The organism is Rhodococcus sp. DT1 (genome assembly GCF_049844875.1).
Classification (GTDB): domain Bacteria; phylum Actinomycetota; class Actinomycetes; order Mycobacteriales; family Mycobacteriaceae; genus Rhodococcus.
In genome coordinates, this window is record NZ_JBNCLW010000005.1 from 345,200 (window position 1) to 358,751 (window position 13,552).

The 13,552-nt window shown below is 67.2% G+C and carries 14 protein-coding genes and 4 tRNA genes; 9 read left to right on the forward strand and 9 right to left on the reverse strand.

Annotation, left to right across the window (positions count from 1 at the left end; all coding sequences use genetic code 11):
* The first annotated feature begins 104 nt into the window (after positions 1–104).
* From ACLQ3J_RS14945 to ACLQ3J_RS14980, 8 genes are all read left to right on the forward strand, one after another.
* A complete protein-coding gene (locus ACLQ3J_RS14945) occupies positions 105–755 on the forward strand; it encodes a TetR family transcriptional regulator (protein WP_425903737.1) in 651 nt (216 codons plus the stop codon).
* 109 nt (positions 756–864) lie between these two features.
* Positions 865–937, forward strand: a tRNA-Glu gene (locus ACLQ3J_RS14950).
* 54 nt (positions 938–991) lie between these two features.
* Positions 992–1,065, forward strand: a tRNA-Asp gene (locus ACLQ3J_RS14955).
* A 39-nt stretch (positions 1,066–1,104) separates the two neighbouring features.
* Positions 1,105–1,178 (forward strand) — tRNA-Phe (locus ACLQ3J_RS14960).
* 95 nt (positions 1,179–1,273) lie between these two features.
* Positions 1,274–1,347: transfer RNA gene (locus tag ACLQ3J_RS14965), tRNA-Asp, on the forward strand.
* Positions 1,348–1,546: 199 nt separating this feature from the next.
* Positions 1,547–2,779 carry a glycosyltransferase family 4 protein gene (locus tag ACLQ3J_RS14970; protein ID WP_425903738.1) on the forward strand — a complete coding sequence of 411 codons (1,233 nt, stop codon included), beginning with the start codon at positions 1,547–1,549 and terminating at the stop codon, positions 2,777–2,779.
* Positions 2,779–3,510 carry a class I SAM-dependent methyltransferase gene (locus ACLQ3J_RS14975; RefSeq protein WP_169621259.1) on the forward strand — a complete coding sequence of 244 codons (732 nt, stop codon included), beginning with the start codon at positions 2,779–2,781 and terminating at the stop codon, positions 3,508–3,510. Before ACLQ3J_RS14970 ends, ACLQ3J_RS14975 begins: the two co-directional genes overlap by 1 nt.
* A gap of 13 nt (positions 3,511–3,523) precedes the next feature.
* Complete coding sequence (locus ACLQ3J_RS14980; RefSeq protein WP_425903740.1) at positions 3,524–4,585, forward strand: prenyltransferase; 1,062 nt, start codon at positions 3,524–3,526, stop codon at positions 4,583–4,585.
* Positions 4,586–4,601: 16 nt separating this feature from the next.
* Here ACLQ3J_RS14980 and ACLQ3J_RS14985 read toward each other — a convergent pair whose 3' ends face one another.
* The 7 genes from ACLQ3J_RS14985 to ACLQ3J_RS15015 form a co-directional block, all read right to left on the reverse strand.
* The gene (locus ACLQ3J_RS14985) at positions 4,602–5,264 is read right to left on the reverse strand and encodes a class I SAM-dependent methyltransferase (protein ID WP_425903741.1); all 663 of its coding nucleotides are present in this window, start codon (positions 5,262–5,264) and stop codon (positions 4,602–4,604) included.
* A 61-nt stretch (positions 5,265–5,325) separates the two neighbouring features.
* Positions 5,326–6,390, reverse strand: coding sequence for a phosphotransferase (locus ACLQ3J_RS14990; protein ID WP_425903742.1), 1,065 nt, complete (start codon positions 6,388–6,390; stop codon positions 5,326–5,328).
* A complete protein-coding gene (locus tag ACLQ3J_RS14995) occupies positions 6,387–7,499 on the reverse strand; it encodes a TIGR03857 family LLM class F420-dependent oxidoreductase (RefSeq protein WP_169621255.1) in 1,113 nt (370 codons plus the stop codon). The genes ACLQ3J_RS14990 and ACLQ3J_RS14995 overlap by 4 nt, the downstream gene beginning before the upstream one ends.
* Positions 7,496–7,864, reverse strand: a complete 369-nt coding sequence (locus ACLQ3J_RS15000) for a carboxymuconolactone decarboxylase family protein (protein WP_169621254.1) — start codon at positions 7,862–7,864, stop codon at positions 7,496–7,498. Before ACLQ3J_RS15000 ends, ACLQ3J_RS14995 begins: the two co-directional genes overlap by 4 nt.
* Positions 7,861–8,760, reverse strand: coding sequence for an NAD(P)-dependent oxidoreductase (locus tag ACLQ3J_RS15005; protein ID WP_296551372.1), 900 nt, complete (start codon positions 8,758–8,760; stop codon positions 7,861–7,863). The genes ACLQ3J_RS15000 and ACLQ3J_RS15005 overlap by 4 nt, the downstream gene beginning before the upstream one ends.
* On the reverse strand, positions 8,757–9,506 hold the full coding sequence (locus ACLQ3J_RS15010; RefSeq protein WP_169651937.1) for an SDR family oxidoreductase: 750 nt from the start codon (positions 9,504–9,506) through the stop codon (positions 8,757–8,759). The genes ACLQ3J_RS15005 and ACLQ3J_RS15010 overlap by 4 nt, the downstream gene beginning before the upstream one ends.
* A 36-nt stretch (positions 9,507–9,542) precedes the next feature.
* Positions 9,543–11,012, reverse strand: a complete 1,470-nt coding sequence (locus ACLQ3J_RS15015) for an aldehyde dehydrogenase (RefSeq protein WP_296551374.1) — start codon at positions 11,010–11,012, stop codon at positions 9,543–9,545.
* An 82-nt stretch (positions 11,013–11,094) separates the two neighbouring features.
* On the opposite strand from ACLQ3J_RS15015, the gene ACLQ3J_RS15020 reads away from it, so the two are divergent.
* Positions 11,095–11,967: an SDR family NAD(P)-dependent oxidoreductase gene (locus ACLQ3J_RS15020; protein WP_425903744.1), complete on the forward strand. Its 873-nt coding sequence runs from the start codon at positions 11,095–11,097 to the stop codon at positions 11,965–11,967.
* 40 nt (positions 11,968–12,007) lie between these two features.
* Here ACLQ3J_RS15020 and ACLQ3J_RS15025 read toward each other — a convergent pair whose 3' ends face one another.
* Together ACLQ3J_RS15025 and ACLQ3J_RS15030 are read right to left on the reverse strand one after the other, a co-directional pair.
* The gene (locus tag ACLQ3J_RS15025) at positions 12,008–12,838 is read right to left on the reverse strand and encodes an oxygenase MpaB family protein (protein ID WP_169651934.1); all 831 of its coding nucleotides are present in this window, start codon (positions 12,836–12,838) and stop codon (positions 12,008–12,010) included.
* Between the two features lie 44 nt (positions 12,839–12,882).
* The gene (locus ACLQ3J_RS15030) at positions 12,883–13,479 is read right to left on the reverse strand and encodes a TetR/AcrR family transcriptional regulator (protein ID WP_169651933.1); all 597 of its coding nucleotides are present in this window, start codon (positions 13,477–13,479) and stop codon (positions 12,883–12,885) included.
* Positions 13,480–13,552 lie beyond the last annotated feature (73 nt).

The window sequence follows — 13,552 nt, forward strand, 5'->3', positions numbered from 1 at the left end:
AGAACGGGTGCTCCCGCTCCGGCTACCTGCCCCCTGACGTGCCGGAGCAGTCTAAAGTTGGGTGAAGGGGGGAATTGACCGGTACTCGGAAGGCTGTATTCCCCATGCCACTTCAGCAGGAGCGTGCCCGGCGTACTCGGGCCGCGATCGTCGAATCGGCGGCCGCCGAATTCGCCAAGAGGGGATTTGCCGCGGCGTCGATCAATCTGATCCTCGAGCACTCGGGCGCCACCAAGGGCGCGATGTACTTCCACTTCAAGTCGAAGGAAGACCTTGCGCGCGCGGTACTCGAGGAGGGGCTCGACCATTACCGCGCCATCGTCGACAGGTGGGTCGGCTTTTCCGAGCTCGATCCCTTCGAGCGGCTCCACGGGATGATCTGCGATTTGGGAGAGGCGCTCCACAACGATGTCATCATCGCGGCCGAGTTCCGTCTCGTCATCGACCCGGAGTTCGTCGACGAGGCGCAGTTGCGCGGAACCTCCGTGTGGGGGCATGCCGGCTACCGGCTGGCGGAGGAGGCCGAGGACCTCGGGCTGTTCCGGCCCGGCGTGGATCTGCGGCGGTTCGTCGGCGCCGTCGGTTCGTCGCTCGCCGGCCAGCGCTATCTCGCCGACCTCACCGCGCCGGGTGTGGATGTGCGCTCACGGTTCGAGAGCTGCCTCGAGATTCCCCTGGAAGCGACAGCGTCCGAGGACTGGCTCGCGCGGTGGCGCGAGCGTGGCTGGCCGAGTGCCCGTCCGAACACCGAATAGTGGCGTGACCTGGCGATTTGTGATTCTCGAATGCCGTGGCATAAGCTGTCCAAGCTCCCAACGGAAACGCAAAACCCGTTGAGGGTGCGGTTCGGAGAGATCCGATCGGGCCCCCTTCGTCTAGCGGCCTAGGACGCCGCCCTTTCAAGGCGGTAGCGCGGGTTCGAATCCCGTAGGGGGTACGCTTCGATTCTGTCGAAGTGTGCAGTACTTTGGTGAAAGAACTGAATATGTATGGCCCTGTGGCGCAGTTGGTTAGCGCGCCGCCCTGTCACGGCGGAGGTCGCGGGTTCGAGTCCCGTCAGGGTCGCTCAACGCAAGCGATTGGCATTCGGTTCGGGTGCCGTCCGGCCAGGTAGCTCAGTTGGTACGAGCGTCCGCCTGAAAAGCGGAAGGTCGCCGGTTCGATCCCGGCCCTGGCCACAGAGGTTGTCCGGCAAACAACCGCTCAATTACATATCGAGGACCCACCGCGTGCGGTGGGTCCTGCTATGGGAACCCCGTTGGGGTTCTTTCATGGCCCTGTAGCGCAGTTGGTTAGCGCGCCGCCCTGTCACGGCGGAGGTCGCGGGTTCGAGTCCCGTCAGGGTCGCATCAGGCGAAGGCCCGGTATCTACGGATACCGGGCCTTCGCCTTGTCGTCGTCCGTCCCACTCGCATACCGCCGGACGGTCCGATCCGGTTCGTGCCGCTATCGTGACACGACGGAACTTGTTCTAGGGTGCTCTACGCGGCCCGACGGCCAGGTGTCCGTCCGGTCCACGTCCGTTCGAACCAACCCGAGGTGGAATGTGCGCATAGCTCTGTTGTCGTACCGGAGCAAGCCGCACTGTGGGGGCCAAGGGGTCTACGTGCGGCATCTCAGCCGCGAACTCGTCGCGCAGGGTCACACGGTGGAGGTGTTTTCCGGTCAGCCCTATCCGGAACTCGATCCGGGGGTGACTCTCACCAAGGTCCCCAGTCTCGACCTCTATCGCGACGACGATCCGTTCCGTACGCCCCGTCCCGGTGAGTACCGCGATCTCATCGATGTCCTCGAGGTCGCGACGATGTGGACGGCGGGCTTCCCGGAACCCCGGACGTTCGGCCTGCGTGCTGCCCGGCTTCTGCGCACCCGGCTCGGCGACTTCGACGTCGTACACGACAACCAGTCGCTCGGATCGGGGCTGTTGAAGATCGCCGAGCAGTTCCCGCTCGTCGCGACGATCCACCATCCGATCACCCGCGATCGCGAACTCGATCTTGCGTCGGCGAGCAGTTGGCGCCGGAAGCTCACCTTGCGCCGCTGGTACGGCTTTCTCCGCATGCAGGAGCGGGTGGCCCGGAAGATCGGCTCCCTGCTGACGGTGTCGGCGAACTCGGCCGACGACATCCGTGCGGCGTTCGGGATCGAGGCGGATCGGATCCACACGATCCCGCTCGGCGTGAACACGGAACTGTTCGCACCGCCGTCGACGCCCCGGGTCGCGGGCAGGATCGTGTGTGTCGCGAGCGCCGACGCTCCGCTCAAGGGAGTGCCGACGCTGCTCGAGGCCGTCGCGAAACTGCGAACCGAGCGCGAGGTCGAACTCGTCCTCGTCTCGAAACTGGCCCCGGGAGGGGCCACCGAGCGGCTCATCGACGCCCTTGCCATCGGTGACGTGGTGCGCACGGTCTCGGGAATCGAGGACGCCGAGCTGGCGGCACTGCTGGCATCTGCGGAAGTCGCGGCGGTTCCCTCGCTCTACGAGGGCTTTTCGCTGCCGGCAGTGGAAGCGATGTCGTGTGGCACACCGCTGGTGGCGAGTCGCGCCGGAGCGATCCCCGAGGTGGTGGGTGACGCGGGCGTCCTCGTGGAGCCCGGAGACGCAGCACAACTGGCGGGAGCGCTGGCCGGACTGTTCGACGATCCCGGCGCACGGGAGCAGCTCGGAGCGAAGGCCCGCGCGAGAGTGCTCGACCGGTACAGCTGGGCCGCGGTGGCTGCACAGACCGCGAGCGTGTACGAGCAGGCGATCGCCGCACGTGAAGGAAGGACCAACTGATGTTGACCGTCGACTTCGACCGGCTGGGGATCGAGCCCGGGCAACGCGCCATCGATATCGGAGCAGGCGCCGGCCGGCACTCCTTCGAGTTGTATCGACGCGGCGTGGATGTGGTGGCGTTCGATCGCAGTGCCGACGACATGAAGGCGGTTGCCGACATGTTCGTTGCCATGGAACTCGAGGGCCAGGTCCCCGAGGGAACTCTCGCCCGCGCCGAGGTCGGTGACGCGCTCGCACTGCCGTACGAGGACGCGTCGTTCGACATCGTTCTGATCTCGGAGGTCCTCGAGCACGTGCCCGAGGACGAACGCGCCATCGCCGAGCTCGTGCGGGTGCTCAAGCCGGGCGGCGTCGCCGCGGTGACGGTGCCGCGCTGGTTCCCCGAGAAGGTGTGCTGGGCGCTGTCCGACGCGTACCACGAAGTCGAGGGCGGACACGTGCGCATCTACAAGGCAGACGAACTCGCGGCGAAGCTCACTGCCGCCGGTCTGAAGGTGTCGGGAACCGGGCACGCTCATGCCCTGCACGCTCCGTACTGGTGGCTCAAATGCGCTGTGGGCGTCGACAACAACGACAACCCGCTGACGAAGGCGTACCACCGGATGCTGGTGTGGGACCTGATGAAAGGTCCGTGGATCACGAGGACCGCCGAGAAGTTGCTCGACCCGGTCATCGGCAAGAGCGTGGTGTTCTACCTCCGCAAACCGGGTGCTTCCGGTGCCGCCCAGTGATACCCGCCTGCCGATGATTCCCTCCGTGCCGGGGGTGCTGTCCCAGGAACAGTGCCTCGCGACCGGGCGGGCCATCGCCCGGATGCAGGAGTCTTCCGGCGCGATTCCGTGGTTTCCGGGCGGCCACACCGATCCGTGGGATCACGTCGAGTCGGCGATGGCGCTGACCGTGACGGGCTTGCGCGACGAAGCGGATGCCGCTTTCCACTGGCTCCGGGACACGCAGCGGCCCGACGGGTCGTTGCCGGTCCGGTTCGATCGGGGAGTGGCCGACGGCGAGGACGTCGACAGCAACTTCACCGCCTACATCGCCGTGGGAGTGTGGCACCACCATCTGGTCACCGGCGACCGCAACTTCGTCGAACACATGTGGCCGACCGTCCGGCGAGCACTCGATCTCGTCGTCGACATGCAACGTCCGGACGGTTCGATCTCGTGGGCCCGCGGTCCGGGGGGCATGTTCGACGAAGCATTGCTGACCGGGTGTTCGAGTATCCACCAGAGCTTGCAGTGCGGAATGCGTCTCGCCGAGTTCGTCGGCGACCCGCAGCCGGAATGGGAAGTGGCGTCGTTCCGGCTGGGACACACCGTACGACGGCATCCCGAGGTGTTCACTCCCAAGCCGGAGTTCTCGATGGATTGGTACTACCCGATCCTCGGCGGTGCCGTCCGCGGACCCGACGCACACGAACGGATCCGGGAACGCTGGTCGGACTTCGTCGTCGACGGCCTGGGAATTCGCTGCGTCGACCACCGTCCGTGGGTGACAGGCGCCGAGACCTGCGAACTGGTCCTCGCGCTGGACTGCCTGGGCGACAGCGCGCGTGCGCACGAATTGTTCGCTGCCATGCAGCATCTCCGTGATCCCGACGGCTCGTATTGGACCGGCCTCGTCTACAGCGACGGTAAACGCTGGCCGGTCGAGGTCAGTTCGTGGACCAGTGCGGCGGTGATCCTGGCTGCCGACGCACTGTCGCGGACGACACGGGGAAACGGGGTCTTCCGGGACGCGGCGGCACCCACGCACGTCGCGGGTGCCGACCGCTGCACGGAGAACTGCCCGGTCCTGGTCTGACGGCCGTCCCGCTGCTCTAGCGACCGGGCAGGACTCCGACGGTCCCTCCGGTGCGTTCGAGCACGCGCAGCGTTCCCGTCGCGGGCATCTCGGTGAATTCCCCGCTCTCCACTGCGCGACAGTAGATTTCGTACGGCGGCCGGCCGCCGTCCTTCGGGTCGGGGAAGACGTCGTGGATGATCAATGCGCCGCCGACCTCCACCCACGGTGACCATCCCTCGTAGTCGGCCTGGGCGGCGGCGCTGCTGTGTCCACCGTCGATGAAGACGAAGCGTGCGGGCGTGCGCCAGAATGCCGCCACCCGAGGCGAAGTGCCGATCACGGCCACGACGTGTGATTCGAGGTCCGCGTCGGCGAGTGTGTGCCGCAATCGTCCGGCGGTATCGATGCGGCCGGTATGGTCGTCGACCAGCGCGGGATCGTGGTACTCCCATCCGGGCTGGTGTTCCTCGGAACCACGATGGTGATCGATCGTGACGATCGTGCCCCCGGTCGATCGCGCCGCCGCGCCGAGGTAGACCGTCGACCGGCCACAATAGGTGCCGATCTCGACGCCGACCCCGTCGCCGAGGTAACGCAGAGCCACGTCGTGCAGCGCAGTTCCTTCGTCCTCCGGCATGAAACCCGGAGTGGCTTCGGCAAGTTCGACTACCTCACGGGGCAAGCTGGTGCGGGTCATCGGGGTCTCCGTCCGTTCGCGAACTGCGGTGTCCGGTGCGCAACCTTACCGAGATGCTGCCTCAGCCGGAGGTGTGGGCCGCCAGGGTGAGACTGTCGAGGTCGCGGATCGCGGTGCACGCCCGGGCGACCATCGTTGCGAACATCCGATCACCACGGTCGGTGCGAGTGCCGTACGCGCAGCCGAAGACAGTAACCAGAGGGCCTTGGAGCATCGCGAAACGGTAGTCGTCCCAGCAGTCCGTCAGGCTGTATTTCTCGACTCCGTGACCGAGCAGTGCCCGGTGGTAGGTCGCCACGAGGTCGCACTCGTGCTCCCGTCGCAACTCGGGGGTCAGTGAGGTGCTCACGAAATAGGCGAGGTCGCGGGCGGGAAGCCCGATTGTGAGTGTCTGCCAATCCACTGCGATCACGCCCGTGTCCGGGACCGGGGGGAACAGGAGGTTGTCGAGCCTGTAATCGCCGTGCACCAGTGCGAACCGTTCCGGTCGTGCGCAGATCCACCGCTCCGTGACCTCGACGCAATCGCGTAGTGTGGCGCGATCTCGACTCGAGACGTGTTCACCCAGATCGTGCGCGAACGTCTCCAGCGCCGGGCCGTAGAGTTCGGCGAGCACCTGCGCTTCGTCCTGGCCGGTCCGCCCGACCCACGACAGTTCCAGGAGGGTCGGGTCGCACCAGCGGGGCCCGTGCAGACCTGCGAGGTTTCGCACCGCGTCGTGCGCCTGCGCCGGGGTGCAGCCGGCGACCTGGTCGCCCTGCTGTGCGGGCGCGAGATCTTCGAGTAGCAGCGTGAAATCGCCGCCGTCGCCGAGTGCTGCGTAATAGCAGACCGGCACGCAGACCGACACCGAGTCTGCGATGTCGGTGTAGAACCGGACTTCGCCACGGTAGGCGCCGGCCAGCATCGCTCGTGTTCCCGGATCGGCCGCGGGAAGTTTTGCCACGATCGAGGCCGGTATCTCGTCGCCGGTGAGCGTGAGCCGCAGGCACCGGCCGATCTGGCCGGTACCGATCGGCTCGGACCGTACCGAGTGCACCGCGCTTCCGAGGGCAGCCCCCAATCGCTCCGGGGTCAGCTCGTCGACGTCGAGCATCAGGGCCGGGTCGGGCGGAGGCGAGATCATCGGGCGTTCCATCCGGGATTGGCGGGCAGCCGCGAGTGGTTCTCCGGCGTGCGTACTGTGCTCCATGCTGCCACCACGGGTGCGAGTTCCGCCGGGGTTGCGCCGTGCAGGATCACGCTGTCGGCGCCCGCATCGAACTGGTCCGCGATGCGCGCGGCGCAGTGTCCGGCGGTTCCGGTGGCGGAGGCAGCGATCCACTCCTCCGGCAGGAGGGCGCGGACGTGCCGCAGAACCGCGGGGCTGCCGGCCGCATCGAACGGTCCACGGTGATCGCGCACGACGGGATCGTCGCGGAACCGCCGGAGCACGCCGGGATCCCATCCGTTGGCTCGCACCAGGACGTCGCCGTATCCCTGCAGGTAGGTGGCGAGACGGCCGACCAGCATCCGCTGTTGCCGGTCTCCGGAGATCGAGTCCTCGACCGTTGCGAGAACCGACCAGACCCGCACTGCGGCGGGGTCTCGCCCGGCCGCCGCAGCCGCGTCGCGGATGATCTTCACGGCACGGGCGACGGCGGCGTCGGTGAAGAAGGTGTGCAGGACGACGCCGTCGGCGATTCGTCCGGCGAGGTCGAGGGTCCTGTCGCCGAGCGCGACCATGAGGATCGGAATACGGTCGGACCCTTCGGAGATCCGGCGTAGATACGGAAACGCTCCGGCGGGTCCGTCGTGCCCCGCGACCGCCTCGCCGTTCCAGAGCGCGCGCAGGATTTCGGTTGCATCTTCCAGCCCGGCGGACGTGACGCGCGGCAGGCCCATGAGGTCGAAGAGTGCATCGAATCCGCGTCCCAGGCCGAAGGCGTACCGACCCCCGCTCAATCGGTGCAGGGTCGTCGCCATCGTCGCCGTGACGAGGGGATGCCGGGTGTGAGGATTCGTTGCGGCGGTGCCGATTCCGATCGTCTCGCTCACCGCCGCGGCCGCACCGGCGAGCGCCGCGGCGTCCTTGGTGTCGAATCGCTCGGACAGGAACACCGACCCGAGGCCGAGTTGTTCACCGTGACGAACCTCGTCGAGCAGGTCGCGAGGTTCGGGGGAGTGCCCGGCGAGGCCGTAGAACCCGAGCTCCGGGAACTCGGGGGTCGCAGCGGCCCGGCCGGTGGCGCTCACGACCGGTTCGATGCGCGCCGCTTGTGCAGCACGCTCCCGATCGTCGAATCCAGTTTGGTGCCCAGCGGCCACCCCACGTAATGGCAGAGGAACAGCGCGATTTCCTTGAGTTGCTCCTCGTCCAGTTCTTCGTTGTGCAGAGCCGCACCGATCTGGATCTCGGCGACATCGGTGAGTCCTTGCGCGGTGAGGGCGCCCAGGAGCAGCAGTCTGCGATCCCGGATGCTCAGTCCGGGCCGGGACCAGATGTCGGCGAAGAGGTGGTCTGCTGTCACCGCGAAGTGGTCTCCCGGACCGTCCTGCATCTCCCAGCCGTAGACCTTGGTCATCATCTCGAGTCCGCGGCGGCGGGTGTCGTCGGTCATGCGTGCTCCTCGCTGGCGTAGGAATGGGCGGCGCTGCCGGTACCGACACCGAGTCCGGACCCGAGCCCGGTCAATGCTCTTGTGGCGAGTGGCAATTCGACCCCGAGGCGCTCGCCGAGTTCGAGCGCGAGCGACAGGTCTTTTTCGCCGAGGTCGCGGACGTGCGAGAAGATCGGGTACCACGAATCACCCGTGTCGAGCTGGGAGGTGCTGTCGCGCCACATGATGGCTCCGGCGCCGCCGGTGATGGCATCGGTGTGGCGGACGACCTTGCCGAGCTCCGCGATATCGATCCCGGCTGCCTCCGCGAGCCGCGCAGCCTCGGTCGCGGCGGTGAAGGAGATGAAGTGCAGAAGATTGCGCGCCAGTTTCATGCGGGTGCCCGCTCCCACCGGACCGGCGTGGATCACGACCTCGGCGAAGTGCCCGAACGGTTCGGCAACCTTGGCGAACGCCTCGTCCGTCGCGCCGACCATCACGGCGAGCGTGCCGTTGCGGGCCCCGGGTGCACCACCGCTGACCGGCGCGTCGACGAGATCCACCCCGCGCTCGGCGCACTCGGCGGCGAGTTCGGTGGCGGTGGTATCGGAGATCGTCGAGTGCACCGCGATCACGGTTCCCGGTCGCGCGGTGGACAAGAGCCCGTTCCCGCCCGCGACGACCTCGCGTACCTGCGCGTCGTCGAGCACGGTCACCGAGATCAGATCACACGACGCACCGAGTTCTGCCGGGTCCGCCGCGGCGGTGGCCCCCGCGTCGACGAACGGTGCGACGGCCTCGGCACGGGTGTCGAGGACGGTGAGCCCGCCGGGACGGCCGAGGAGACGCTGGGCCATCGGTGCGCCCATGTTGCCGAGGCCGACGTACCCGATCCTGATGTTCTCGGAAGTGTTCACGAGCGGATCACCTGTCCGCCGTCCACGTTGAAGATCTGGCCGGTCACCCAGCTCGCCTCGTCGGAGAGCAGGAACAGGCACATGCCGACGAGGTCGTCGGGGGTGCCCATTCGCTTGAGCGGCAGATGCTTGATCATGTCCGCGACCATCTTCGCGGGTGTGGTGCTGCGGGTCGCCTCGGTGTCGATGGGGCCCGGTGCGATCGCGTTGATACGGATGTTCGACCCGCCCAGTTCCACCGCGAGTTGCTGGGTCAGTCCGTTGATTCCGACTTTGGCGAGTCCGTAGAAGCCGGAGTACAACCATGCGGCGGTGGACGATTGGTTGACGATCGACCCGCCGTGGGCCGACATGTGCGGCCATACAGCGCGGGTGACGTTGAGGGCACCGTCGAGGTTCACGCTCATGAACTTCTTGTAGTAGTCCCAGGGCACGGTGAGCAGTAGGTCGAGTTTCATGCCGCCGTAGATGGCGGCGTTGTTGACCACATGGTCGATGCGGCCGTACTTCTCGACGGTCGAGGCCGCGAGTGCCTCGGTGGATACCGGGTCGGATACGTCGACCGGCACGAACGTCGCGTTGCCGCCGTCGGTGATGATCTGTTTGGCGACTTGCTCACCGAGTTCGGCTTCGAGATCGGCAACCACGACGTTCGCGCCTTCGGCCGCGAGCGCGCGGGCGTATGCCTCGCCGATGCCCTGTGCTGCACCGGTGACGATCGCCGTGCGGTCCGTGAATCTGCCCATGCTGTCGGTCCTTTCGATTCTGTGAGGGTGCGGCGATCAGCTCGCGGGCTCCGCGACCAGCTTGGTTTCCAGGTATTCCTCGAAGCCGGCGACGCCCATCTCCCGGCCGATTCCGGACTGTTTGTAGCCGCCGAACGGGGCATCGGCCGCGTACCAGATGCCGCCGTTGACGCCGAGGGTTCCGGTGCGCACCCCGGCGACGACACGGGCGATGCGCGCGGGATCCGTGCCGTATACCGCGCCCGACAGGCCGTAGGGGGAGTCGTTGGCGATGCGCACCGCGTCGTCGTCCCCGTCGTGGGGAATCACGACGAGCACGGGACCGAAGATCTCTTCCTGCGCCGTCCGGGATCGGTTGTCGAGACCGGAGATCAGAGTGGGTTCGACGAAGAACCCGCGTGCGTGTTCGGCCGGCCGGCCGCCTCCGACCACGATCGTGCCGCCTTCTTCGACAGCGAGCCGCAGGTAGCTTTCGACGCGGGCACGCTGGCGCTCGGAGATCAACGGTCCGCAGACGGTGCCGGGGTCGCGAGGGTCGCCCGGACGCAGGGTACGCATCGTTTTCGCCGTGGCGGCCACGGCCTCGTCGTACTTGTCGCGGGGGACGACGAGCCGGGTGGTGATGGCGCACCCCTGACCCGCGTGCGTGGACACGGTGAATGCGGCCATCGAGCAGGCGCTGCGCAGGTCTGCGTCGTCGAGCACGAGGAACGCCGATTTGCCGCCGAGTTCGAGGAACACCTTTTTGAGGGTGTCGGCGGCGGACCGCATCACGGATCGGCCGGTCGCGGTGGAACCTGTGAACGAGATCAGGTCGACGCGCGGGTCCTCGGTCAGTTGTGCGCCCAGGAGATGATCGCTCGAGGTCACGATGTTGAGCGTCCCGGGCGGAAAATCGGTTTCCTCGGCGAGGATCTTTCCGACCAGGGCTGCGCACCACGGCGTGTCGGGGGCGGGTTTGAGAACGACGGTGTTTCCCGCGGCGAGCGCGGGCCCGATCTTGGCGAAGTTGATCTGGTGCGGGAAGTTCCACGGTGTGATCGCACCGACCACGCCGGTGGCTTCTTTGAGCAGGTAGCGATGCGTGGGGATGCCCATGGGCGCGGCGTTGCCGAGATCCTGTTTCCAGGAATAGTTCTCGGCGAGATCCGCGAAAAAGAGCAGGTCGTCGACGGGACCTTCGAGATGGGCGGCCGAGGTGAGGAAGCGGGGAGCCCCGACCTCGGCGATGGTGATCTCGCGCAGTTCCTCGATGTGTCCGCGCAGTGCGTCGCGCAACTGCCGCAGGCACCGGGCACGGAACGCGTGGTCGCGCGACCAGTCGGTGTCGTCGAACGCGCGTCGTGCGGCCTCGATCGCGGCGTCCATGTCGGCGGAGGTGGCGTCGGCGGCCTTTCCGAGCAGTTCTTCGGTGCTCGGGTCGAACACCTCGAAGGTGCCGCCGCTTCCGGGTACGAGCTTTCCGTCGATCAGGAGTGTGGAGCTGTCGGTGGGGCGAAGTGTCATCAGACGTTCCCTCGGTTCTGGACAGGTGTCTGGACTATAGTTCGGGCAGTTGTACGACGCAATGGCCGAAACGGGAGAACTTATGGGAGAGCCGAATTCGACCGGCCTGGCCGGCAAGGCTGTGATCGTGACCGGGTCGAGCCGGGGGATCGGCCGTGCCGTCGCCCAGCGGTTCGCGACGGAAGGGGCCGGGGTCGTGGTCAACGGCCGGGACCCCGGTGCGGTGGAGACGACCGTGGACGAGATGGTGGCAGCCGGGGCGCGGGCGGTCGGCGTGGCGGGATCTGCCGCCGAACCGGGGGTCGCGGAACGACTGCTCGACACCGCACTGGCCGCATTCGGGTCGGTGGCCGCGCTCGTCAACTGCGCCGGTACCGCGGAACCGGCCGGCTCGTCCATCCTCGACATCGACGACCGTCAGTGGCACGACTTGATCGACGCACATCTCACGGGCACCTTCCGGACGTGCCGGGTCCTCGCTCCGTACTTCGTCGAACAAGGCGGCGGTGCGATCGTCAACACGGGTTCGTTCGCATTTCTGGGCGACTACGGCGGAACGGGATACCCCGCGGGAAAAGGCGCGGTGAACAGCTTGACCCTGGCGATCGCGGCCGAACTGCGCGAGCACGACGTGCGCGCCAACGTCGTGTGCCCGGGAGCACGCACACGGCTGTCCACGGGAGACGACTACGCGCGACACCTCACGCGGCTGCACGAGCGGGGTCTGCTCGACGACGTGGCGTACGAGGCGTCCCGCAATCCGGCTCCGCCCGAGTACGTGGCACCTCTCTACGTGTTTCTCGCGAGTGCGCTGTCCTCGTCGACGGGCGGGATCTTCGCCGGCTCGGGGTGTTTCGTCGGGCGGTTCGGCAAGCAGGCGCCGGACCTGCTCGCCTGGCGCGACCACGAGACGTCTCCGCCGTGGACGCCGGAGGAGATCGCCGGGTTCGTCTGATCCGGGGTTCGTCCGTACTGCCGGCGCCGCGGCGCGCGGATCAGAACACGGGCAGGCCGAGGCGGCGCCGCAGTCGCATGTCGAGCAGGTAGGCCTGCCACGGCAGTCGCCACACCCACGGTGTCCACCGATGCATCGTGCGGAGGTTCGCCAGATAGCGATCGAATCTGCGCTGGTCCGCAAGGGTCCACTCGTAGTGCATGACGTCCCGGAACTCCGGTGGGAGTGCTCCACGGGTGACGAACTCGAAGGAACGACCGAACACGCGGTGGATGACCCGGCCGAGGCGTCCCAGCCGTACTTCGAGGAAACTGAGTTCCGCCAGGTGGGTGAGATAGGTGCGGACGTCGTCGTTCATCGAGATGCTGTCCACGCCTGCGCGCCAGAGTTCGTCGTACTCCTCCCGCGTGGTGGGCCAGGACTCCGGGCGAACGTTGAGGGTGGTGCCGAGACTCGCGCCGTCGCGCAGTACGCGCCGGAATTCGTCCTCGCTCAGCGGCCCGTGCAGCAATTCGTATTGGTCCACGAAGTACGTGAGCAGGCACACCGCGACCCACAACTGCAGCACGGGAGAGTTGGCGCTGTACGCAACGGGGGCTCCCGGAGCGGACGTGACCTGGGAGTGGATGCGGCGCACGGCTTCCCGGACATACGCACGATCGTCGTCGTTGCCGAAGACCGCGACCGCCAGATATGCGCCGGTGGTCCGGGCGCGTTTCACCGGATGCAGGTCGGCTCGACCGGAGTCCACCGCGCTGTCGACGACACCCTGACCAACCCCCGGCAGAGCCAACTGCATGATCACGTTCGCCACGTTGATCGTGCCGCCGAGCGGTGACACCAGATCTCCGAGGGAGCGGATGGTTGCCATGGGACCCTCCCTCCGACAACGGCCGTATTCAGCCTACGGTTCGCTCAGCCCGTGTGCGTGCCCGTGGCGGGAACTCCTGCCAGAACGCCCCGCACCACGGTGTCGTAGATCTGGTCGAGGTCCAGTTCGTCACCGAGGAATCCGCTCCCCTCGAGCGTGGCGAAGCCGTGCAGCGCTGCGAACATGCTGATGGCGACCTCGAGCGATTCGGTGGCCGGGACTCCGCACGAGGACAGCATGGTCCGCAGCGCGACATTCGCGTCGAGTGCGGCGCCGACGAGCGCGTCGCGGTCGACCGGTGCGGCGGTCAGGGCGCCGTACAGTCGGGCATGCTCGACGGCCCATGCCCGGTGGGCATCGATCAGGGCACGCAGGCCGGCGAGTCCGCTCCGGCCCATCGCCACCTCACGCAGGTGGAGGCCCAGATCGGTCATGGCGCGGACCTGGACGGCGGACCGCACGTCGTCGAGATTGCGCACGTGGTTGTACAGCGAGGCCGCGACGATGCCCAGGCGAGCCGACAGGGTGCTCATCGTGAGTTGCTCCCAGCCCAGTTCCTCGACGATGTCGAGCGCTGTGGCGACAACTTTCTCGCGCGTGAGGGTGCGCCGCCGGACGGGCCGGGAATTGTCGCGTGCCATGAACTTAGTCTAAGGGTCTTCCGCATCAAACGAAGATCTGTAGTTTAAGTGCGACACACATTCGTATATCCGG